The 21,535-nt window shown below is 50.8% G+C and carries 18 protein-coding genes and 2 pseudogenes; 7 read left to right on the plus strand and 13 right to left on the minus strand.

Annotated elements, in window-relative coordinates; genetic code table 11:
* The 3 genes from AC07U6_RS15325 to AC07U6_RS15335 all read left to right on the plus strand — a co-directional run bounded on the left by AC07U6_RS15325 (window position 1) and on the right by AC07U6_RS15335 (window position 3,901).
* Complete coding sequence (locus AC07U6_RS15325; RefSeq protein WP_494763905.1) at window positions 1-2,733, plus strand: insulinase family protein; 2,733 nt, start codon at window positions 1-3, stop codon at window positions 2,731-2,733.
* 223 nt (window positions 2,734-2,956) lie between these two features.
* Window positions 2,957-3,079: a hypothetical protein gene (locus AC07U6_RS15330; RefSeq protein WP_494764816.1), complete on the plus strand. Its 123-nt coding sequence runs from the start codon at window positions 2,957-2,959 to the stop codon at window positions 3,077-3,079.
* Between the two features lie 264 nt (window positions 3,080-3,343).
* Window positions 3,344-3,901, plus strand: a complete 558-nt coding sequence (locus AC07U6_RS15335) for a UPF0149 family protein (RefSeq protein ID WP_494763904.1) — start codon at window positions 3,344-3,346, stop codon at window positions 3,899-3,901.
* A 116-nt stretch (window positions 3,902-4,017) separates the two neighbouring features.
* On the opposite strand, the gene AC07U6_RS15340 is transcribed toward AC07U6_RS15335, so the two are convergent.
* From AC07U6_RS15340 to AC07U6_RS15385, 10 genes and pseudogenes are all read right to left on the minus strand, one after another.
* On the minus strand, window positions 4,018-4,347 hold the full coding sequence (locus AC07U6_RS15340) for a DMT family transporter (protein ID WP_494763903.1): 330 nt from the start codon (window positions 4,345-4,347) through the stop codon (window positions 4,018-4,020).
* Window positions 4,348-4,357: 10 nt separating this feature from the next.
* Window positions 4,358-4,771: a DMT family transporter gene (locus tag AC07U6_RS15345; protein WP_494763902.1), complete on the minus strand. Its 414-nt coding sequence runs from the start codon at window positions 4,769-4,771 to the stop codon at window positions 4,358-4,360.
* 38 nt (window positions 4,772-4,809) lie between these two features.
* Window positions 4,810-5,757, minus strand: coding sequence for a choline TMA-lyase-activating enzyme (gene cutD / locus AC07U6_RS15350; protein ID WP_494763901.1), 948 nt, complete (start codon window positions 5,755-5,757; stop codon window positions 4,810-4,812).
* 59 nt (window positions 5,758-5,816) lie between these two features.
* Window positions 5,817-8,195: pseudogene (gene cutC / locus AC07U6_RS15355) on the minus strand (choline trimethylamine-lyase); the annotation flags it as partial.
* 257 nt (window positions 8,196-8,452) lie between these two features.
* Window positions 8,453-9,820 (minus strand): annotated as a pseudogene (locus AC07U6_RS15360) (acetaldehyde dehydrogenase (acetylating)); the annotation flags it as partial.
* A 488-nt stretch (window positions 9,821-10,308) separates the two neighbouring features.
* On the minus strand, window positions 10,309-10,827 hold the full coding sequence (locus tag AC07U6_RS15365; protein ID WP_494763900.1) for a FidL-like protein: 519 nt from the start codon (window positions 10,825-10,827) through the stop codon (window positions 10,309-10,311).
* A complete protein-coding gene (locus AC07U6_RS15370; protein ID WP_494764562.1) occupies window positions 10,824-11,618 on the minus strand; it encodes a winged helix-turn-helix domain-containing protein in 795 nt (264 codons plus the stop codon). The genes AC07U6_RS15365 and AC07U6_RS15370 overlap by 4 nt, the downstream gene beginning before the upstream one ends.
* 304 nt (window positions 11,619-11,922) lie before the next feature.
* Window positions 11,923-12,732: a lipoprotein NlpA gene (gene nlpA, locus AC07U6_RS15375; protein ID WP_494763899.1), complete on the minus strand. Its 810-nt coding sequence runs from the start codon at window positions 12,730-12,732 to the stop codon at window positions 11,923-11,925.
* Window positions 12,733-12,895: 163 nt separating this feature from the next.
* Window positions 12,896-13,156 carry a helix-turn-helix domain-containing protein gene (locus AC07U6_RS15380; protein WP_494763898.1) on the minus strand — a complete coding sequence of 87 codons (261 nt, stop codon included), beginning with the start codon at window positions 13,154-13,156 and terminating at the stop codon, window positions 12,896-12,898.
* A 114-nt stretch (window positions 13,157-13,270) separates the two neighbouring features.
* Window positions 13,271-13,528 (minus strand): helix-turn-helix domain-containing protein, encoded by a 258-nt coding sequence (locus tag AC07U6_RS15385; RefSeq protein WP_105592551.1) that lies wholly within the window; start codon window positions 13,526-13,528, stop codon window positions 13,271-13,273.
* A 121-nt stretch (window positions 13,529-13,649) separates the two neighbouring features.
* On the opposite strand from AC07U6_RS15385, the gene AC07U6_RS15390 reads away from it, so the two are divergent.
* A complete protein-coding gene (locus AC07U6_RS15390; RefSeq protein WP_494763897.1) occupies window positions 13,650-13,964 on the plus strand; it encodes a helix-turn-helix domain-containing protein in 315 nt (104 codons plus the stop codon).
* A gap of 21 nt (window positions 13,965-13,985) precedes the next feature.
* Here the strand turns inward: AC07U6_RS15390 and ampH are convergent, their stop codons facing one another.
* Together ampH and opgB are read right to left on the minus strand one after the other, a co-directional pair.
* Entirely contained in the window at window positions 13,986-15,110 is a 1,125-nt protein-coding gene (ampH, locus tag AC07U6_RS15395) for a D-alanyl-D-alanine-carboxypeptidase/endopeptidase AmpH (protein ID WP_494764561.1), read from the minus strand.
* 363 nt (window positions 15,111-15,473) lie between these two features.
* Window positions 15,474-17,768 carry a phosphatidylglycerol--membrane-oligosaccharide glycerophosphotransferase gene (opgB, locus tag AC07U6_RS15400; RefSeq protein WP_494764560.1) on the minus strand — a complete coding sequence of 765 codons (2,295 nt, stop codon included), beginning with the start codon at window positions 17,766-17,768 and terminating at the stop codon, window positions 15,474-15,476.
* A gap of 660 nt (window positions 17,769-18,428) precedes the next feature.
* Here opgB and AC07U6_RS15405 point away from each other — a divergent pair.
* The 3 genes from AC07U6_RS15405 to AC07U6_RS15415 all read left to right on the plus strand — a co-directional run bounded on the left by AC07U6_RS15405 (window position 18,429) and on the right by AC07U6_RS15415 (window position 20,939).
* Window positions 18,429-18,770, plus strand: a complete 342-nt coding sequence (locus AC07U6_RS15405) for a hypothetical protein (protein WP_494764815.1) — start codon at window positions 18,429-18,431, stop codon at window positions 18,768-18,770.
* A 203-nt stretch (window positions 18,771-18,973) separates the two neighbouring features.
* Window positions 18,974-19,591: a hypothetical protein gene (locus tag AC07U6_RS15410; RefSeq protein ID WP_494763895.1), complete on the plus strand. Its 618-nt coding sequence runs from the start codon at window positions 18,974-18,976 to the stop codon at window positions 19,589-19,591.
* 247 nt (window positions 19,592-19,838) lie between these two features.
* Entirely contained in the window at window positions 19,839-20,939 is a 1,101-nt protein-coding gene (locus AC07U6_RS15415) for a porin (RefSeq protein WP_494764559.1), read from the plus strand.
* Between the two features lie 49 nt (window positions 20,940-20,988).
* On the opposite strand, the gene AC07U6_RS15420 is transcribed toward AC07U6_RS15415, so the two are convergent.
* Entirely contained in the window at window positions 20,989-21,378 is a 390-nt protein-coding gene (locus AC07U6_RS15420) for a tautomerase family protein (protein ID WP_123331455.1), read from the minus strand.
* Window positions 21,379-21,535 lie beyond the last annotated feature (157 nt).

A 21,535-nucleotide genomic window follows, 5' to 3' on the forward strand; every position in this document is an offset into this window, starting at 1 on the left:
ATGCCGGTACAACAGCGCCAGCTCAGCAATGGTCTTCAGGTTCGCATTATTACGGACCCGCAGGCCCGCTGCGCCTCGGCGCTGGTGCAGGTTGGCGTCGGCAGCCTGCACGAGCCGGATGCCTGGCCGGGGCTGGCGCATCTGCTGGAGCACGTGCTGTTTGCCGGCAGCGATGCCTTCCAGGATGACGAGCGCCTGATGATGTGGGCGCAGGCGCAGGGCGGGAGGCTGAACGCCACCACCCTCGGTAACGGTACGGCCTTCTTTTTTGAGTGTTCCCCTGCGCTGCTGGCGGACGGCCTTTCGCGGCTGACCGATATGCTGGTGGCTCCGCTGCTGGCGGAAAGCGCCATCCGCCAGGAAACAGCGACGATCGATGCGGAGTATCGCCTGCTGTGCGGCCATCAGGACACGCTGGCCGACGCGGCGCTGAGCGCGGCATTTGCAGCGCACCCGTGGCAGCGTTTTCAGGTCGGCGACGACGCAGGTTTTGGCACCGACACGGCCGCGCTGCATAAGGCGCTGTTGCGGTTCCATCAGCAGGCTTACTACGCTGCGAATACCACACTGTGGCTGCAGGGACCGCAGTCCGCAGATGAACTGTGGCAGCTGGCCGAACGCGCCGGTCTGCGTTTTGCGGATCAAGCCCGGGCAGCCGCATTGCCGTTACCGTATACAGCATCACGATCTGCTCCGCTGCCAGCGACATCTTCAGAAGCCGCTCAGACCGCCTCGTTATCCGCGCTATCTTCACAGCCCGTTCAGACCGATTCGCCGCCGATGCCGCTGAGCCATACGGTGCCACCAGTGGCAGGTTTACCCGTGCAGCCTTCAAAGGTTCTTATACCGCTGCTGGTGTTATCAGCGCAGCGGGACTACGTGCTGCAGCGCCCGGACGGCGAGCGGCTGCGGCTCTCCTTCCTGCTGACCGGTGACTTCAGCGAAGAGCTGACCCTGCTGCGCCAGCTGCTGCGCGATGAAGCCGAAGGCAGCCTGATGGCCGCGCTGAGGGCTGAAGGGCTGTGCGATGAGCTGCGCGTGCTGCGGCCCTACGTTAGCGCGCAGCAGCAGGTGCTGAGCATTGAGCTGACGCTGGCCGCCCCGCAGCACGCGGCGCCGGCGGAAGGGTTGCTGCATCACTGGCTGGGTCGGCTGGCGGGGTTGAGTGACGAGCAGCTTCAGCACTATGCGGCGCTGGCGGTACGGGAGTTTAACCGGCTGCCGGTGATGGACAGGTTGCGTGAGCGGGCGTTTGGCTTTGCGCCGCCGGAAGCCTGGCCGCTGCGCTGGCAGCCGCTGCTGGCCCAGCTGATAGCGGAAAATCTGACGCGGCTGCGCAGCGGCGAGCTGAAACCGGAGCAGAGACATCTTAGCGATAAGCCGGAAACGGAACGGTCGGATCTTCGCGACGGGCAGGGAACAGAGCAAACGCCTCTCCGTCGTGAAGGTGGTATTGAGCAGCCCCTGCCCGCTGGCGGGTTGCAAACGGAGCTACGAGGTTCAGGCGATAAACGGATAACCGGGTACCGGCCGGTGCAGGGTTTCAGCCTGCCTCTGGCGGCGAAGCAGCTGGATAAGGTTGTGCTGCCCGCTGTTAAACCCGCGCCAGATTTCTTCCCGCGCTCGCAGCCGCTATTCGCCGCTGGAAGCGTTTCCGCGGCGGTACCGCTGCCGCATCATAACCCCGATGGCGGTCAGGCAGTGCTGCTGCTCAGCCCGGCTGCGGTTGTGCCGCTGCCCTGGGGACAGATTATGCAGGCCGCACTGCGTGCGCAGGCTGGCAGCTGCACCCACGGTGGCGGTGAGCTAAAGCTGGAGTGTCATCAGGGGCTGTGGCTGATCCAGCTTAGCGGGCCTTCTGAGCTGATGACGGCGACGCTTTCCTCGCTGACGGCGAGGCTGGCGTCGCTGCCCGCCGGGGCCATCGAGCAGGGTGAGCGGGAGTATCAGCACCAGCAGCGCGCGCAGCGTAGCGATATTGCGGTGCGTACGCTGATTGCCGCCCTGCCGTCGCTGTGGCAGAACGCCAGCCATTCGCTGTCCGCATCGCCGCTGCCCGCAATGCCCTGGCAGGCGAGCCTTTACGGCGGCAGCCGCGAGCTGCATCAGCGCCTGGCGCAGCAGCTGTCGTGTTTCCCTGGGAGAGTTAATTCGCAGGTTGAGGCACCGCGCCCACTTCCCGTGCCGCAGCGGGAATACTCCGTGGTTACCGACAGCAATGATGCCGCCGTTATGCTGTTCTGCCCGCTAACCGGGATAACCCCGCAGACCGTAGCCGCGTGGCGATGCCTGGCGCTGATCTTCCAGCCCGCATTTTTCCAGCAGCTAAGAGTGGAGCAGAATATCGGTTACGTGGTCAGCTGCCGCTGGTGGCAGGTGGCAGGACGGCCGGGGATTCTGTTCTGCCTGCAATCGCCGACGCTGACGCATAACGATCTGTGGCAGGCGATAGACGCATTTTTACAGCGGATGGCAACGTCTCTTGCGGCCATCGCGGCGGATCGGCTGGCTGAGTATCGTCGGGTTCTGCTGGATTCACTCAATCCCCATCACGACGATCCGCTGACGGCCAGCCGCGAAGAGTGGTTGCAGCAGCAGGACCCGGCACCTGCGTTGACGGCAGAGGCGACAGAGGCGCTCTCGCTGGCTGATTTGCAGTATCACCATCAGCAGCTTTTGCAGCAGCGTCAGCTCTGCTGGCGGGCGAGCAACCGGAAAAACGCCAACGTCTGAATTCCGACGGCATCAGCGACGCTCTTCCTGCATTCAAACCACGGCTACATTGCAGTCATCAATTCCGGGACCTGAGCCTGCTCTCTGAGTTATTCACGTTCACGCCCCCCATTTCAGGCAATGTCTCCACGGCTGAGCCTTTCTCGCTGCTCTCCCGGTCTGACATTAACCGTGCGCCAGCGGTGAGATCGGCAGCAGCAGGCTGGATCGATCTTCCGGCACCATTGCCCTCGATCGCGAGGCGCTGGCAATGCTGGTGCGCGCCAGTCCACTGCCGCCGCCGCCCGCTGAACTGCTGGTGGCCGGACGGTATACGGTGACGATGCCGATAATTATTATCATTTAAAAGTCGTCTTCCGTTCGCTGTCTGCGTGACGAGCATCAGCCGCGGCCGTGCCGTTTCGCACACAAAGTTTGAGTTGCCGGACGCTGACGGTTCTACAATACCGGGCCAACCTGGCATTTAGCGCGCTGGGGACGATAATCAATTTACCGATTATCTGATGGTTTAAATCGGCAGCAGGATAGCTTTTTTCTGCACTGGCAACGAGAATACCCCCATACTCACCGGCGCGGCTGGTGAAAATGTTATGTGGAGAGAGGTAACGCTATGCAACAGGGTCCCCTGACGGAAGAGCAGCTGGAATGGCTGGACGATATTCTCATGAAATATTCTACCGACACTTCGCTGGTTGATGCCTCCGAACTGGACGGCATGTTGACGGCGATCGTTTCCGCACCGGTACCGGTACCGCCAGGTGAATGGCTGCCGGCTATTTGGGGCGGAGAGGATGAGACGCCTGACTGGGAGTCTGAAGAGGAATTCCGCCGTTTCCACGATCTGCTTTCTCAGCATATGAATGATATTGTCGATCGCCTGAGCGGTTATCCTGATCAGTTCGAACCACTGTTTGGCATTAACACCGTTAACGGTGAAGATTACACGGTGGTAGAGGAATGGTGCTTTGGTTATATGAAAGGCGTTGATCTGGGAGACTGGTCTTCGTTGCCACCATCGCAGGAACCTTCTCTGCTGGTTATCGCCTTACATGGGCGTGAAGAGAACTTTGAGCGGCTGGAAACGCTCACCGTTGAAGAGTATGAAATCAGCGTTGAGGCCATTCGTCCTGCGGCCATAAGCCTGTATGTGAAGCGGCCACTGCACTAATTTTAAGACGAATACTTTAATAACTGCGTAACAGGCAAGACAAATCCTGTTACGCAGTTATTTTATTAAACTTATTTAATGTCCCGGGTGACAGAGTAGTACATTTGTTTTCTGGCTTACATGGTCGAGAAGGCATTCATAATGACACCACCAGAAATAATCAGCAGCATGGAAAATATTGCTGGAAAATCAGGTTTCTGTTTGTATAAAACCATTGAGCAAAGCGTTACGCCTACAATACCAAATCCGCACCAGAGCGAATAAGCCACCCCGACAGGTATAGTACTCATGGCTCTGGTTAGTGCAAAATAGCAAACGGCATAGGCAACAATAACCAAAACGGAGGGTGCCAGTTTACTAAAGCCGTAGGTTTTTTTTATCATTGATGTGCCGGTTATTTCGGAACAGATAGATAATGCCAGCCATAAAAATCCCACATTAGCCATGATAATTCCCTTAGTGTGTTGGTGAACTTTTTTCTGTAAGTTTGGGTGACTGAGATGTTGTTTCTTCTGCGTCCTCGCTACCCATACGCGAAAACAGATTCATAATAATAATGCCACTGGCGATGATCAGCATGCCGATTATCGCCGCTGTATCGGGATGCTGACCGTAAAACACCATACCCAGCGTTGAAACGGTCAGTATTCCAGTCCCTGACCAGGTGGCGTAGGCCAGGCCAACGGGGATATTTTTTACTGCCCGCGACAGGGAGTAGTAGCAGATACAGTAGAGCACAACGATAAGCCCCAGCAGCAGGGTTTTAGTCAGACCTTCACTGTTATCAAACATTTTTAATGTTGAGGTTGCTGAAGTTTCGGAGACGATGACCAGCAGCAGCCATAGCCAGCATTTCTTTTTCGAAGACATGGGTGAACTCCTGAATGATATATTTAAAATATAAATAATTAATGGCGAACTAAACGAATATCAAAATCAAAACTTTTAAATCGAGACTCCATATAATTTAGTTCTTCCGGTGTGTATGACGGATCGTTTAACACCGGATAGTCCATATCAAGTTTTTGATATTTACTTTTACCAAGCTGGTGATAGGGGAGAATATCAATGCGGCGAATGTTTCCGCGCCGGGAAAGTTTTTTTATATAATCAATTGCAGCGAGCACGGACTCTTCAGAGTCATTATAACCCCGTACCAGCGGAATGCGGACAACGACATTGGCTCCTGAATCAACCAGCCATTCCAGGTTTCGCTTAACGCGTTCGTTGCCCATGCCAAAAAGTGCCTTGTGGTTCGCGCTATCCATTTCTTTCAGATCGAATAAAAACGTGTCGGTAACGGCTGCCAGTTTTTTATAGTTTTCCAGCGGCGTTGTTCCCTGGGTTTCTACCGCCGTATTGATCATGACTTTTTTGCATTCGCTAAACAGGGCAACCGCGAAGTCCGTTTGCAGGCTCATTTCACCGCCGCCGATAGTGACGCCTCCGCCAGATGAGGTATAGAAAAAGTAGTCCTGCATTATCACTTCCATCAGTTCACTGACGGTGTAATCTTTGCCGACGATGCTGATGGCATCCTGGGTGCAGATTTCTTCGCATTTCCGGCAGCCGCTACAGCCCGCTTCCCTGTTGATGAAATGTTTCAAGCTGCCGTTGATATTGGCCCGGTAGTGGATACCCGAAGGACATACGCTGACGCAGTCACCGCAGTTAATACATTTATCGTGAGAGTACATCACCTGAAAGTTGCCGTTCAGGCCTTCCGGGTTTGAGCACCAGGGGCAGCTGATATTACAACCTTTGAAAAAAATCAGCGTACGAATGCCATCTCCATCATAAATCGAGTATTTTTGGATGTTGAAAATCCGTCCGGTCAGTTCCTTAGTGGTTATCATCTCTACCTCATGCTTCTATGTGAACGTCCCTGTTCATCGTTCTTCCCTGTGGATTACCCTCAGAATCCGTCAATTACCGTGCGGCTGATAATTTCATCCTGAACCTCTTTGCACAGCTCAACGAAGTAGGCGCTGTATCCCGCCACGCGGACAATCAGGTCGCGATATTTTTCGGGTTCCTGCTGCGCTTTTTTCAAGACTTCATTGTCAACATAGCTGAACTGCATCTGGCCGTTGCCCATAATTGAGGCGGTACGCAGCAAGGTGATCAGACCGGTACGGCCTTCAGGCGTGTCCAGCAGCCCTTTCAGGAACTTGAAGTTGTGCACCATGCCAATATTCATGGTTTCCACGTTCATTTTGCTGACCGATTTAATGATTGCCGTAGGCCCCTGCTTGTCAGCGCCCTGGGTTGGACTGATCCCGTCGGACAACGGCATCCATGCCAGGCGGCCGTTAGGCGTGGCGTTGGTCAGTTCACCAATTGGCGTATTGTTAGAAATCGACAATGTGCCGTGGCTGAGGGTGGAGTAGAGCATGTCGTATTTACGGCACTCTTTCTCGGTCCATTCGGTAATGTCGGCGGCATACTGGTCAACGTAGTTATCGTCATTACCGTATTTCGGCGCGTTCAGACAGTCGCGGCGCATTGCCTCGTAGCCTTCGAAGTTAGCCAGCAGCGCATCACGCAGCTGTTCCAGCGTGTATTTTTTGTCTTCGTATACCAGCTTGCGGATGGCCGCCATTGAGTCAACGTAGGTCGCCAGCCCGGAGAAGATCAGGCCTGGACCGTGGTTGATCATTGCGCCGCCTGCGGCAACGTCTTTACCGCTTTCCATACAGCCTTCGACCAGCAGGGACATCAGCGGTTTTGGTGCCACGTCACGGTGTACGCGCTGGCTGATAACGGTGCCGATAGCCGACAGGCGAACAATATGTTCAACCTGCTTTTTGACCGCAGCGTCAAACTGTTCGAAGGTGCGTAACTCACGCAGATCGCCGGTATCAAGGCCCTGATGACTGTCAAACAGCACCATACGCCCACGGTTCAGTACAAATTCAATCGCCATGGGCCACTGGGTATAACCGGTGGAAGTCCACTGATAGATACGGCCAGATTTTTGCGGTTCCACGCAGCCCATCAGGCAGTAATCACGCGCATCGTCGAAATCAAAGCCTTTGCGCAGCATCATACGAATATGCGAGTCATCGAAGTGGCAGGCCGGGAAGCCCATTCCTGCTTTCACCACATCGACAATTTTTTCCATGTATTTTTGCGGTGACTGGTTGTGAATGCGGCATGCCAGCGATGGCTGGTACACCTTCACGAAGCGGACCGCATCCATAATCAGGTAGGTCAGGTCGTTACAGGCATCGCCCCCCGTGCGTTTCTGGCCGCCGACTGTGAGGTTGATAAAGGGCTGATAGCCGGCAAAATATTTCGCTCCTGATTCGCTGGACATCCACATCAGCTCGGCACATTTGATGATAAAGGCTTCCACCATCTCCAGTGCGGTCTCTTCGGTGAGGCGGCCTTCACGGATATCGGCTTCATACATCGGGTAGCAATATTGATCGACGCGGCCCAGAGACAGACCGGTCTGGTTTTCTTCAACTTCAAACAGCGATTCGACGGTCCAGATACTTTGCAGTGCTTCCTGCAGCGTTTTTGGCGGATTAGCCGGTACGTTTTCGTTAACCTGCGCGATGTTCAGCAGCTCGGCTTTACGCTGCGGCTCTTTTTCTGCCGCCGCCAGTTCGCGTGCGTGTGCTGCGATACGCTTAGCGTAGTTAACCACGCCGGTACAGGTTTCTATTGCCGCTTTGTAGAAGTAAATCCGGTCTATGTCTCCCGGATTTTCCATACTTAGTGCCGCCAGGTGGGCTTCGGCATCGGCTTTAATTCCGTTCATTCCTTTGGTGAACAGCAGCACGTCGTAGCCCGGGCAGGTATCACCGCCGCCGTTTATCTGGTGATAAGAGAGATCGCTGACGAAGGTTTCGCCGCTGAAAGACCATACACCAGCTTCGCGATACTGTGCTTCACAGATTTCATCCAGCGAACGGCCTTCCCAGAAGGGAACGATTTCTTCACGGATGGTTTTTTTATCTTCTTCGCTGATGACGAAAGGGTCCTGTGGACGTGTGCCCATCGTGTCCAGTTCGTCCCGCACCCAGCGCCAGGCGATATCCGGCGAGAAAGCACCCGCACGAGGCTTGCCGCAGGGGTGGCCCACGATCAGCTCCTGGTCCTGAATCAGGATTGGTGCAGTTTCACAGGCGTGGCGGAATGCCTTTGCTCGCAGCAGGATAACAGGCAGGCCGGGATTGTTTTTTACCACTTCGGTAAATGCTAAAGCGCGGTAAATTGAAACGCTTGGGCGGGCTTCAAGGTAGTGCTGACGAAGATATTGCAGTCGCGGCGACAGTCCCTCAGTTACGCCGTTTTCATGCTGAGTAGCGGTAATATCCGTGGCGCTGAAGCTTTTCTTTGGCACATTTTTATGCACGGGAGTTGCTAAAGTATCGTGTTCCATCTTACTCTCCTGAATCTATTCCAGTCGTTCTGAGTGCGGGTACGAACGGTGCCCGCGGTGGCGGCCACCCGTGAAGCGGTGACCGTGGTCCAGAGTGTGGGTATTGATGGCCGACCGTTACTGCAGGGCAGTATTTACGGCTTGAAAAATCAGGATTTACGGAGGTCGTCGATAGATCGAACGCCGAATCCAACTTTGCGAATGTTGACCAGATTCATAGGCCCGACGTTATCAGACGTTGAACCACCACCAATGGCACCGCATCCCAGCGTTAGCGCCGGAGTGAGGTTAGTGGTTGCCCCAATTGCCCCCAGCGCTGCCGGAGTATTAATCAAAATACGATGTACGGGTTTTTCCAGACTGAACTGGCGGATAACTTCCTGATTGCGGGTGTGAAGTACCAGCGTGTGCCCAAGTCCCTCGTTGTTTAACAGCTCAACTACGCGATCGCAGGCTGACTTCCAGTCATCCTCAACGAACAGTCCCAGTACCGGGCACAGTTTCTCGCGTGAGAAAGGATTTTGTTTTGAAACAACGGTTTGTACAGAAACAAGTATGCGGGTATTGGTTGGAACGCTAAAGCCGGCCATCTGACTCACGGTCAATGCGGTTTTCCCCACCGTGTCCGGGTTGATGGTGTTGTTGGCACGCATCAGCAGGGCGGAAATTTTCGCGCTCTCTTCACCATTCATAAAGTATGCGCCCTGGGATTTCAGCTCGCGCTGAACCTCATCCCAGATGCAGCTTTCAACGATAATCGACTGCTCGGAAGCACAAATAACCCCGTTGTCGAAGGTTTTACTGGTGATGATGTCTTTCACTGCCTGATGTACGTCTGCAGTGCGTTCGATAAATGCGGGACCGTTACCCGGCCCACCGCTAATCGTTGGCGTACCGGAAGCATAGGCAGCCCGTACCATGCCTTCACCGCCCGTCGCCAGAATGAGGGAGACGTCTTTGCTGTGCATCAGTTCTTGAGTGGCTTGCAGGGTCAGTTCGGTAATACCGCTGACGATGCCCGCCGGTGCACCTGCTGCTTCAGCAGCCTTACTTACGATGTCAATCGCCTTCCAGCTGCATTCACGGGCACCCGGGTGTGGGGAGAAGACGATACCGTTGCCGGATTTCAGCGCGATAATGCTTTTGTAGAAGATGGTAGAGGTGGGATTAGTGGAAGGGACCAGAGCACAAATCACGCCTAAAGGCACGCCCACATCCATCACTTTTTTTTCGTTATCTTCGTGGATAATTCCCACGGTTTTCATGTCTTTGATTGATTCATAGAGGAAGGTGGATGCGAAGGTATTTTTAAGAACCTTATCCTGCCAGTTGCCAAAGCCGGTCTCTTCACAGGCCAGTTTTGCCAGAGGTTCGGCCTGTGCTGCTGCTTCTTTGGCAACGTTTTTTACGATGGCATCAATTTGCTGCTGTGAAAAGGTGGTCAGAACCGCCTGCGCTTTCTTAGCATTACGTACCAGGTCCCGCGCATTCTGCCGGGATAGTAAGTCCTTATCCATTGTCATCATCAGTTATCCTTAATCAGGGCCAATAAAGAAAACCAGGCGCATCAAATTATTGCTTTGAGGCGATGAGTTCACTATCGCCGATGCGCGGTTGAACTTGTGCTGAGCAACAGCAATAAGAACACCGACTACACCGTGATTAAAATGCGTAACGAATGCTCTTAAGTTCACTATATCTCTGAATGTGAAAATCAAAATTTAAATTCAGATTGTTGAGGTTTTTAGTTTTTTAATCTGAAATTTAGCGTTTATACACCCATGATTTACTTTTCTGTGCTGATTTTTACCTTGGTTGTGGTTGATTGAATATAGCTGATTTTCACGTCAGTCAGAGAAGCGTCACTTTGTTAGCCCGATGCTAATGGTTTGAATATGAGTAAAGACAGCCACTCATAAAACTGTGGTGCACCTCATATTTCATTGGTTTTTTTAGCGTCCCGCTAAATACATAATGTGCTGTTTTTCAGTATTACGGACAGGGGGCATTGAATTTAATTGAAAGTACTACCGGATTTTAAGGTGCAGATATATAAAGGTGAGTTGATTGAGCTGAATAGCACGGTCTTGCTACTCAGACGGCGAGCATTAAGAAACAGGCCATCGCGACTGTCTGACATCTCGCGCATGAAATAGTCGAAAATGATATCTGGCGACCTGTCGATAGAAGAGGCGCTCGCCTGCCACTGATTAATCATATAGTGGTTTTCCGCAGTTGAGACGTGCCTGACATTGTAGGTAAATTTGACATAGCGCTGAAGATAGAGGGGACCTTCTTCCGAATCGGTATAGCCCTCCACGACCATGGAGCCTTTTCCACTCGGGCCGAAGTTGAAGTGAACCGAACCGTTCACGTTTCCCTTATCCATATTTTCAAATCGCATGATGACCCGCGACGAGCAGTCAATTTGTGTTGAGGCCTGCTGCGATAGCAAACGCCAGCTGGTAAATACCGCTGTTGCGCTAAATATCATCAGCGAAACGGCAAAAAAAGATCTGGGATACATCTTCATTTTGGCTCCCATGAGTAATAAAAGTAGTTATCACAGTAACCGTAAGGGATATTGCCATGAATGGCGCAGTGAGCGAGGGAAACGCGACCTAATCCTTTGGTCTGTAATTTGTCACTGTAGAAAAAGATGTATTGCTGCCCTGGATTGCAGGTTAGGTTAAGTTTTTGTAAAATATTAAAAAAATTCTTCTCATAGTTGTGAGTCGTTACTGAGCCGACCATATCTGTTGTACCTGACAATTCGCAGCCCTGGCCTGAAACAGGCACGGGGGAGAGAAAAACCGGGTTGAGGCGATTAATCAGGGATAAGGGGAGCATCAATAGCGATAGGATCAGTAATACGGCGCTGGCCATATTCCAGTTGATTTTCCCGGCCTTTGGAAAAGCATTACGTTCTCTCACCACCTTTGGCGGCATCGCCCGATCAGAATGCACTTCTGGTGCGGGTTGAAGAGGAAGGCCGTCGAGTATCTCGACTGCAATATCCGGATTAAACTGCAAATTACCCCGTGAAATAGTCAGAATAATATTTTCTATATCGTAGTGGCGGAATGTTTTGCGCAGCATACTCAGATACTGATTAAGGTTGCTGTTTGATGATGTTAACCCATTATCATCCCAGACTTTTTTTAGCACGTATTCCCGGCTAACAACCTCCTGGTGCTGAAGGAAGAACAGCAGTAATGCGCTGGCAGTAATCGAGAGCTGAGCGTCCGGAGTATTACTGCCCGGCAGCGTAATGGTTCCGTCTGCGGCGTCATAAATAAGACTGGCGTTAATGTTGTATCGCATTGGCAGCTCATCCATGTTGCCCGTCATTAAGCAAAGTCATTATGAGATTGCTTACCCGTGTCTTAATGAAGTTCTCCATGACTGAAAATGGTAGGAACGAAGCCGGAAAAATAGTCAGGTTATGAGATTTATTTTACAGGCAGGATCATACCGATGAGCAGGTATGACCCTTCTTGATCGCGATCAACGGTGAGCGGCGTCGTTGAAGATTATCCAAATACTGTGTGGTTTTTCACAAATATCTGCATTTAGTAATCTAAACAGCTGACAGTGTTAATCATTATGGTACTGCGAGTGAGTTCGATTACCAGCCTGTGACGGCACCACCATTGAAGATTTTATCCGCGGCGGCTGCCGCTTCCGGCGACTGGTAGGATTTAATAAAATCGCGGACGTTTTCTGCGTCTTTATTTTCTTCACGGGTCACGATGATATTCACATAAGGTAACTGCTTATCTTCAATAAATACGCTGTCACGCACCGGATTCAGCCCGGTTTGTTGAATATAGGTGGTGCTGATAATTGCCACCGTTACTTTGGCATCATCCAGCACGCGGGGGAGCTGTGTGCCTTCCAGTTCCATGATTTGCAGATGCAGTGGATTAGCGGTGATATCCACGGCGGTTGGCAACAGGCCAGTATCCGGTTTGAGCGTAATCAGTTTTTCTTTTTGTAACAGCAACGGTGCGCGGCCAAGATTGGTGGCATCATTTGGAATGGCGATGGTATCGCCTTCTTTCAACTCACTGATTGTTTTTATTTTTTTAGAGTAACCAGCCATTGGGAAAACGAACGTATTGCCAACCGCGACAAGTTTATAGCCATGGGCTTTATTATCCTGCTCAAGGAACGGTCGGTGTTGGAACACGTTAGCATCGAGATCGCCGCCTGCCGTGGGTTCATTAGGCAGCAGAGAACCACTGAAACCAACCAGTTCTACATCTAATCCGTATTTCTCTTTAGCGACCGTTTTCGCGACATCCTGCTCCGCACCGTTAATCACGCCAACTTTAATATGATGGCTGTCAGTCGCTTTTTGATCGCAGCCGGTGAGTAGTAATCCCAGCAGAAGCGCAGTAGTGGTAACTGAACGCGTTATGGCAGGCTTAAACACGATATTTTCCCTGAATTCAAAGAGGTAGAAGGCTGTCAAATAACCGTAATTCCGTGACTGAGTCAACCGTTCGGACATATGATAAAAAAGAACAACTTATAATCAGATGATGTAAGGAGCGCGCGAGAACTTTACGACATGGATTTAGTGGCGGGGGGACGCTTTAGTTTGAGCTGTTATGGTGCTCATACCAGTGTTCTATAAGTTCGGCCAGTTCATCTTCCTGCGTGTAGAAATAGCATGCGGGCACATGCAGTACGGCTGCCAGGCGGCAAACCAGTTCAAAATCGGGTGTATGAATACCGCGTTCGTATTGGTTCATTCGGGTACTGGCGGTGGCTTCGTCAATTCCGGCTAAAATCCCCAGTTTCTGCTGCGATATCTTCATCCTTGTTCGCGCGTGTTTTAAACGTTGTGGCAGCATGTCGATCCTGACTTCTGAACAGATAACAGGATTCTCTTAGTCGCTCGAATAAAATGTACTAAGTAGAACTTAGTCTAATCGACAGGAGATGCAGCAGGGAATGCGTTTTAACATTTAGTGTGATTTATGCTGCGAATACCAGGCCAGCACCAGCCTGGCAAGTTCATCTTCCACCGTATAAAAATAGCAGGATGGCACGTCCAGGATAACGGCCAGACGGCATACCAGTTCAAAATCAGGCACGTGAATACCCCGTTCGTACTGGTTCATACGGGCACTGGCTGTGGCCTCGTCAATTTGCGCTAAAACGCCCAGTTTTTGCTGCGATAGCCCTTTTCTCAGGCGAGCCTCTTTTAAACGATGTGCCAGCATAATAATCCCGGTATTGAAACAATTAACGGGATTCTCTTAGTTGCTAATGCAAATTGTACTAAGTAGTACTTAGTGTTAAATTGAGCGCGAAGCAGGAACTCACCGACACGCAGAGGATGCCATGACGAAACGACAGGATATGCACAGTGCAGATATTATTGCTGCGATTAAAAAACGTAAAAATTCACTGGCGGCACTTTCGCGTGAGGTAGGGCTGAGTTCGGGGACGCTGGCAAATGCACTGAAAAAACCCTGGCCAAAAGGTGAGTTTATTATTGCAGCCGCGCTGGATATGCACCCATCAGAAATCTGGCCAAGTCGTTATTATGATAAGCGCGGGCGTCTGCTCCCGCGTGAGAGACTTATCCGCCGCACGCAGGATGATGTTGCGGCGGATGGTTCTGTAATAAATGAAGAGAAAGGGGATGCAGAATGAAATGCATACCGAATATAGCGATCAGTTTGCCATGATACTTGCGGCCAGCTGAGCGCTGCCTGACGAGTTACCAATCATTTCGGTAAGCAGGTTGTTGACGCCATCACTCATTGGCGTGAAGCGGGTTTCATTCGAGCGTGCGACAACAATAAATACGCCTACGCTGTACTGTGGCACCATCGCCATATAGGTAATAAAGCCGCCGCCACCACCGGTTTTTTCAATGATCCCCGGTCTGCCTTCGCGCGGTGCCATGTAGACCCATCCCATACCGAGTGCATCAGCACGTCCAGGGACATCCATCCCCTCTACTTTAGTGAGCTGGCTACGCTGGTAAATCATCGTTTGCAGCCGGTCAACGTGGGCGCTACGAGCCTGCACATCTGATGACAGGAACTGCTGCATCCAGCGACCCATATCATCCGGCGTGGAGTAAACTCCTCCGCTGCCAATCGCCGCCAGTGAGTTATTGCACGGACTGGGGTTTTTCGCCGGGATAATCAGACGCGCGCACTGGCCTGGAGACGGTGTGAAAGTGGTATCTTTCATTCCCAGAGGTCGGGTGACTTTCTCCTGCAGCAGGGCCGGATAGGGTTTGCCTCCGGCTTTTGCCAGGGCATCACCCAATAAATCAAAGGCTAAATTAGAGTAGGAAGCAACCTGGCCGGGAGCCGATTTTAACTGCGCGGTACGCAGCCACGCCCAGCGCTGGCTGTTAGTAGGCCAGGTAAACACCGGACGCATCGCTTTACCGCCGGGCTGTTCACGCGGCAGGCCGCTGGTGTGTGTGGCAAGGTTAACCAGTCGGATGGGCTGCCCGTTCCAGGTGGGCACTCGGGCACCGGCAGGAGCGTACTTACTAAGAGGATCGTCCAGCTTGAGCCGACCTTCTTCTGCCAGTTTGACCATCAGTTCGCTACTCATCAGCTTACTCAACGAGGCGATACGGACCAGTGAATCCTTAGCGGGTGGCTGCTTGCTTCCGGGACGCACTACACCGCGGCTGGCGAAGATACGCTGATTGGCATGAATGGCGACAATGGCCATACCGCTGGCTTTGGTGTTATAGAAAATATTATCGGCATAGCGATTAACCAGTTCGGAGGCCAGCAGCGGATCGGGCGTTTTCTGCGCCTGGCTTTTCATCGGCAGAGCAAGCACAGGTAAAATTATCAGGGCGTAGCGCAAAGATTTCAACGGGAAGGCTTTCCTGTGAGTGAATGATTACTACGCCATAGTAATTTTTCTGTTTTTTACTGCAAGCCCTTCATGTGAATAAAAGTGTCACGACCGGTATCGAATGGAATCAACAGCGGGCAGGTGTTTCATTCTGGTAGAAAATACAGCACTGCGAATTAACGACTGCTCTGAAATAACGCTCGAAAAGACATAAAAATATCGCCGATATCGCCAGCGGGACATTCTGTTTGTGGAGGTTGCACTCGCCGAAATTCGATATTTTCTTATCCGATAACAGGACAATCGCCCCCGATGAAGGGGGCGGGTTGTTTACTGCCGTGGCGATACTTGCAGGTCGATAAGTCCAATACCCAGTCGGCGGGCTGCAAAGCCATCAATGGTACCCAGCGTTGACTTTACCGGCTCTGGAGGCACCAGAATGATGCTACGCGCACCCGAAGGATTGCTGACCTGTAACGTCAGGGTGGTATCGCTTTCGCTCAGAGAGATTTCCTGCTGCCAGTCACCCACCTTAACAATGACCGGACGCAGTGCGTTGTTGCCAAAGGCGCGCGCCGTCAGCTGCAGCTGGAACGCTTCAGGCAGCGGTTCCAGATATTGTATGGTCACTTCCGGTAGCAGATTCGCATCTGACCAGCGGCCCCATGGCTCAACGTAGGACATACCGGTTATTTTCAGTACCTGCTGCGGCAGCCCTGGCAGATTAAACAGAATACGGTCCGAGCGATATTTTAAATCGGCATCGGCGATCCGCAGGCGGGTTACGCTGCGCTGATACTGTTCGTCACTGCTGCTGTTGGTTGGGGTGAAAGTGATTTTCCCCAACGTACTGCCCGGTTTGAGCTGTTCAATATGCGGTTTCGCATTCAGCGTACCGTTGGCAATGCATAGCCCGTTATTCAGCGTCAGGGATTCATCCCACACGCTGCCGATTTTGTAGCAGCGATCGGCCCAGACAAATTTTTCATCAGGGGCAAATCTCGCCAGCTGCTGTTTCAGAGGCGTTGCCAGATAGGCATCAAGCTTGGGTTCAATCTTGTTTGGCATCACCGATAAAAGCAGCGGCAGCTTAAAGTGGGAGCCTGAGAAACTGAATGTATTATTTTCGCTGTCTATTTTGTAACCCGAAATCGCTTTCGGGAAGTTCCACAGCTTAATCACGTCAGGCTTCCACTCGTTGATCTTTTCTTTGATATTCAGATAAGTGGCTGAAAGTGACGTGGATGAAAGCGAACTGCGCCCCAGGCCGATAAAGTTATCACCGCCCATTGCATCCAGTACGGTGGCTCCGTTATCAAGCGTGCTGCGTTTGGCCATGATAACTTTGCTGCTTACGCTGTCACCGCGCAGCATAAAGAACAGATCGCGACGGTCGTGCTGATTCAGGTACTTAAAGGCGGTGTTGTTCATCGCCAGGTGATCGGAGCCGACGACAATAATGGTGTTTTTGAAATACGGAGTTGCACGTATTCTTTCAATCAGCCGGGCAATATGTTCCTGACCGCAGGCAACGGCAGCAAAAGACTTATTCTCTTTTCCATCGAATGGATAGGACTTTCTCTGACAGCTGCGGGAGATGAATCCGTCTGGATGATGGGTATCTACGGTGAGTGCGAACAGCGAGAAGGGCTGATTTTTCTTCGCCAGTTCCAGATATTTATCGAAGACGATATCGAGCACGGTATCGTCGTACCAGCCCCAGTCGTTACGATAGTTTTGATCTTTCACCATGCTTTTTAATTCATTGAAACCATAAATATGGTCAAAGCCGTGAGAAGTTAAGAACAGATCTTTACCGGCAAAGCTCAGACTGGCTCCCTGATAGAAATAGTTCTGATAGCCGGAAGCTTTAAGGATGTCACCCAGGCAGACGTTTTGCGGATAGAAGGTGGAAAGCGAGCTGGACGCGTTGCCGTCAAAAGGAGCAAATAGCGGGATGCCACACTGTGAGGCGACAATACCGGCAATAGTATATTCGGTTCCAGGCAGTTGTTCGGTGTTACTGAAATCGAGTGAGTCCGCTTTGATGCGGTTCAGTTCCGGGGCCAGGCCAGGAAACGCCTTATCATCAAAATAGGTACGTTCCAGGCTTTCCGCGTAGATATACACCAGGTTTGGGCGATCGCCGCGCAGGTTCTTCCCCGGCACCTTATAGTGACTGTAAAAGTCGGAATCTCCTTTCGCGACCTGCGATTTGATTAGATCGCTAACCTGCTGGTACGCCGGCGTTGTTTTAATGGATGCTGCAGCGAGTACCAGCGCCAGCAGGCTGTACAGTTTGCTGTAATTATGGTTTTTACGCAGACGTAAAACCCAGGATAAAAACAGAAATAGCAATAATAAACCGACGATCAGCCCAGCGGCCGGCATAATATATTTCTGTAATCCTGCGCCACTGAGACTGCTGGTTATCGTATAGATAACCGCGTCGTTAATTCCTTCACCGGTAAAGTAATTACTCGCAAAAAGTGAAGCATTTAGAATGATATAGATGCCGAGCAGCGCCAGTACGGCAGAAAACCACAGCTTATGTTGCCCCCCTTTCCAGGTGTAGAGAGCAGCAGAAGCGACAAACAATACTAAAGATAACCATTCTGAAACCATTGGATCGATTTTACCCTGTGTGTGACGCAATCCCTGTCAGGTAGCGGCGAGATGAAATGATTCGAGTTAACGAATTAATTTAACGCAGTTAATTATCTCTGGCAATAAATGGGGGGACAGCGAAATGTGGTGTGGATGCGCATTCACGCGGCTCCGTTTAGCTTCTGTTTAACTTAGGCAGGAGAAAACGTAACAAATGCTAAGCTGAGTATCGTTAAGAATATTTACAAGTATTTTTCGATAAAAGTATTATTTTTCATTATGTTAATCATTTTTACTTTCCCTTCACTGTGTTTGGCACCGATGAACAGGCAGGTGCGATCGGTTATTGGATAAATATGGCTTATCTTTCCTTTCATCCCGCAATTATGACAAAATTAAGAAATTGCTCACATTCCTGACACCCTTTTAGGTTCCTTCAGCCGGGTAGCAGGGCCAATCCACCCTACGGTACAACCAGTAGCACCCAGTAGCACCGTGGAAAAGGTGAGGCGAAATCGGTGCGTTGCAAAAATGTTAACTTGCTCGTGTTTATAAGCTTAAACGGAGGGCAATGTGTGCCACGAGCACGTTATGTAATTCTATTTAGCAAAATAAAGGTGATTGCTGTGTTCTGTGCCTGAATAGCTGCGGCTGCCTCATCAGGGAATGCTGGAACAGATGAGGCAGATATTCATCATGAGAATAAGACTGAATTTACAGCAGACCGCCTTTTCATTGGCGCTGAGACTCAGCAGCTATCGGGTGGAGGCGGAAATCACTCTGATGGAAGGAAATCGCCTGGCTCCTCAGGGGCCTGGCCGTCTTAACGTACAGGTGGGCGGTAGTATTCGTCCGCAGGTTCATGATGTGACGGGGAATAAAGATAAAGGCTCTTTTCAGCGGAATATTTTTGATGGCGGTACACGTTTTCGTTTCCACTTGAGTTACCTCCTTAGCAACGATCTCAGTTGGACAAATTATTATGAGGTTGGCATTGAGCTGCCCAAATTCTTTGGTTGAAGTGGACATTATGCAAAGGGCGCTCGAAATACCGGATGTCGGCAACTTTACAGCGGGATAAAAAGTCAGCGGTTAGGGCAGTTGACCTATGGACAGCAGAACAGTGTCTACTATCGTCTTATTTCTGGGGAAATAAATAATCTGTCCGGTGATTTAAGTGCAGAGCCGGTACGCCTGGGAGTTGACAGTAATTATGATGGTTCATGGCGTTCCCGGGAATCATTAATGTACCAACAGAATTTTGGCAGGTTAGGTTTTTTGGTAGCTATCTTTTTGAAGAGCATCCTCTGGCATTAAAAAACCATTTACGTTATTTAAGGCATGGTGGAGCAGCGTTGGGTTTAAAGCTGAAAGTTATACCTGATTTAACATGGAGTTTTGCCTGGGATACTACTCATGCGCTCCTGCGGGATACTCGAAGCGATCAACAACATGATGTTAATCAGCAGTTACTGAGCAGCAGTGTTATCTGGAAGCCGGGTAATTGGACGATCGTTTTAACGGAAGGTTGGTATCATCATTTTATTTCGATGAAAAACAAAACGGAAAAGCATTATTTTGCAAAAAATTCTTGGGGAAGCAGTTACTTTATCGGTCAGCGTATTCCTCTTCATTCATTTCCTGTTAATGCCGTCATGTCGTACTACTTTGGCACACAATTACGCGCAGGAAAAGGTCATGAACGTTACAGCCACGAAAATGATTTTGCTGTGGCCTTTTATGTCGGCAAACCCCTTAGGATTGATTATCAGCATATATTTCGTACTGCTCAAGACTATCCGGGAGATGTTAACGCAGTACGTTTTAAATATAACTTTTAAGTACTTTTACTCCTGTGTGGTGAGTTTATAGCACGTAATGATAATTTATATTTCCAAATGTTTGTTTTGTAATATTTCCTTGATTTCTTCGCGGGGGAAATAGCACAAAATAGTAATATTGGAGGCATTCTTATGGCCCTTTTCAGGATAATATTTTAGTGGCTAATTATATTCTAATATTACACAGGGCTACAGAATGTTAAAAAAACAACGTTTACCGCTCCGGGATATTGCTCTGGGGGTGATTATGGGCAGTGCTTCTTTCGCTGCAAATGCAGAAATTACTCTTTTGAAACAGGACCCTCAGGCGGGCGACCCGCTTAGCCGCCTGAACTTCACAGTGGGCGGCAGTATCCGACCACAGTTCAATAATATGACCGGCGACGGTGATAAAGGTTCATATAAACGTAACGGTTTTGATGGCGGTACGCGTTTCCGTTTCGCAGCAGATTATTATCTGTTCGATGACATTAGCTGGATCAGCTACTACGAGCTGGGGGTGAATATCCCTGCGCTGTTCGACTGGGATAACCACCACGCCGACGGTGCAAATAATACCTCGCGTCGTATGCTGTATACCGGTCTTAAGAGCGCGACCTGGGGCCAGTTGACCTTTGGTCAGCAGAACAGCGTCTACTACGATGTTGTCGGCGTTAAAACCGATATCTGGGATTACGACATGCTGGCTCAGGCTCCGGGCAACGGTGTTAACGGCGATTACGATGGGTCATATCGTAGCCGTAAGATGCTGAAATATAAAAATACCCTGGGTAATACCGATTTTTACGCATCCTATCTTTTCTCCGACAATGAGTACCTGCCGGGTAATGGCCTGCGTTACAAACGTCAGGGCGGCGGCTCGCTGGGTGTGGACTACCACATCACTAAAGATCTGACCTGGGGTACGGCATGGAACTATACACGCGCTGAAATGCGTAATCCTGGCAACGGCGATGATAAATCCTACGATCAAAATATCTTCGGCACGGCACTGAGCTGGACGCCGGATAGCTGGACCTTCACCGTCGGTGGTGGCTGGTATGATAATTTCCTGACCACCAAGCAGGCTGACGTTCACAACTACTTTGCCGGTGATGCGTGGGGTGTTGAATATCTGGCAGGTTATACCATTCCGGTCCAGCAGTACGGCCTGAAGTCAGTAATGCCGTATGTGATGGGTGACCGTCTGGAGTACGTAACGGGTCGTAACTACAAACGTATTGATAACGGGCTGGGCGTAACCTTCAAGCTGGACTACGGCTTCCGTGTTGACTACGAGCACGTATTTACCTCAAGCACCGACAATCTGGGTGATATGAATCTGGTGCGTCTGCGCTACGACTTCTGATTTAACGACTCCCCGACAATAGTCGGGGAGTCTATTGACTCTTCACGTCTTACAGTTCACCGGTCAGATACTGCGCCACGCCGTTACCAAAACTCCAGTCGCCTTTCTCGTTAGTGATAAAAGTGATCATCACGTCCGATGGTAAAATCCCACAGCTTTCCTGAAACTCACGGCACAGTTCAGCCATAAAGAACTGCTTCTGCTCGCTGCTGCGCGGGCTGGTAAATACCCGCACCATCACCAGATTATCGGTACGCTGTAAACCCAGTCCGGTATCTTCAAATACCATCTGATAACCTTTGTTTTCATGAACAATCTGGTAGCGATCGCGCTCTGGAACTTTAAATGCTGCCAGTACTGCACGATGCGCGGCATCAAGCAGCGTTTTCAGCTCTGACTCGGAACGGCCCTGAATAACATCAAATTGCAGTAATGGCATAATAACCTCGACACTCTCTATTGCTGGTTTTATCGGGCTGGCTTGCTGTGCTTTTAGGGAAAGTGGTCAGCTTATCCTGCTCGTCTCTGGTGATAAATTTACCCATAAACTCCGTTAGAAAAAAGCGCTATACTTGAATTGATTATTTACTATAGTG

The organism is Erwinia sp. GW821-FHT03D09 (genome assembly GCF_059420805.1).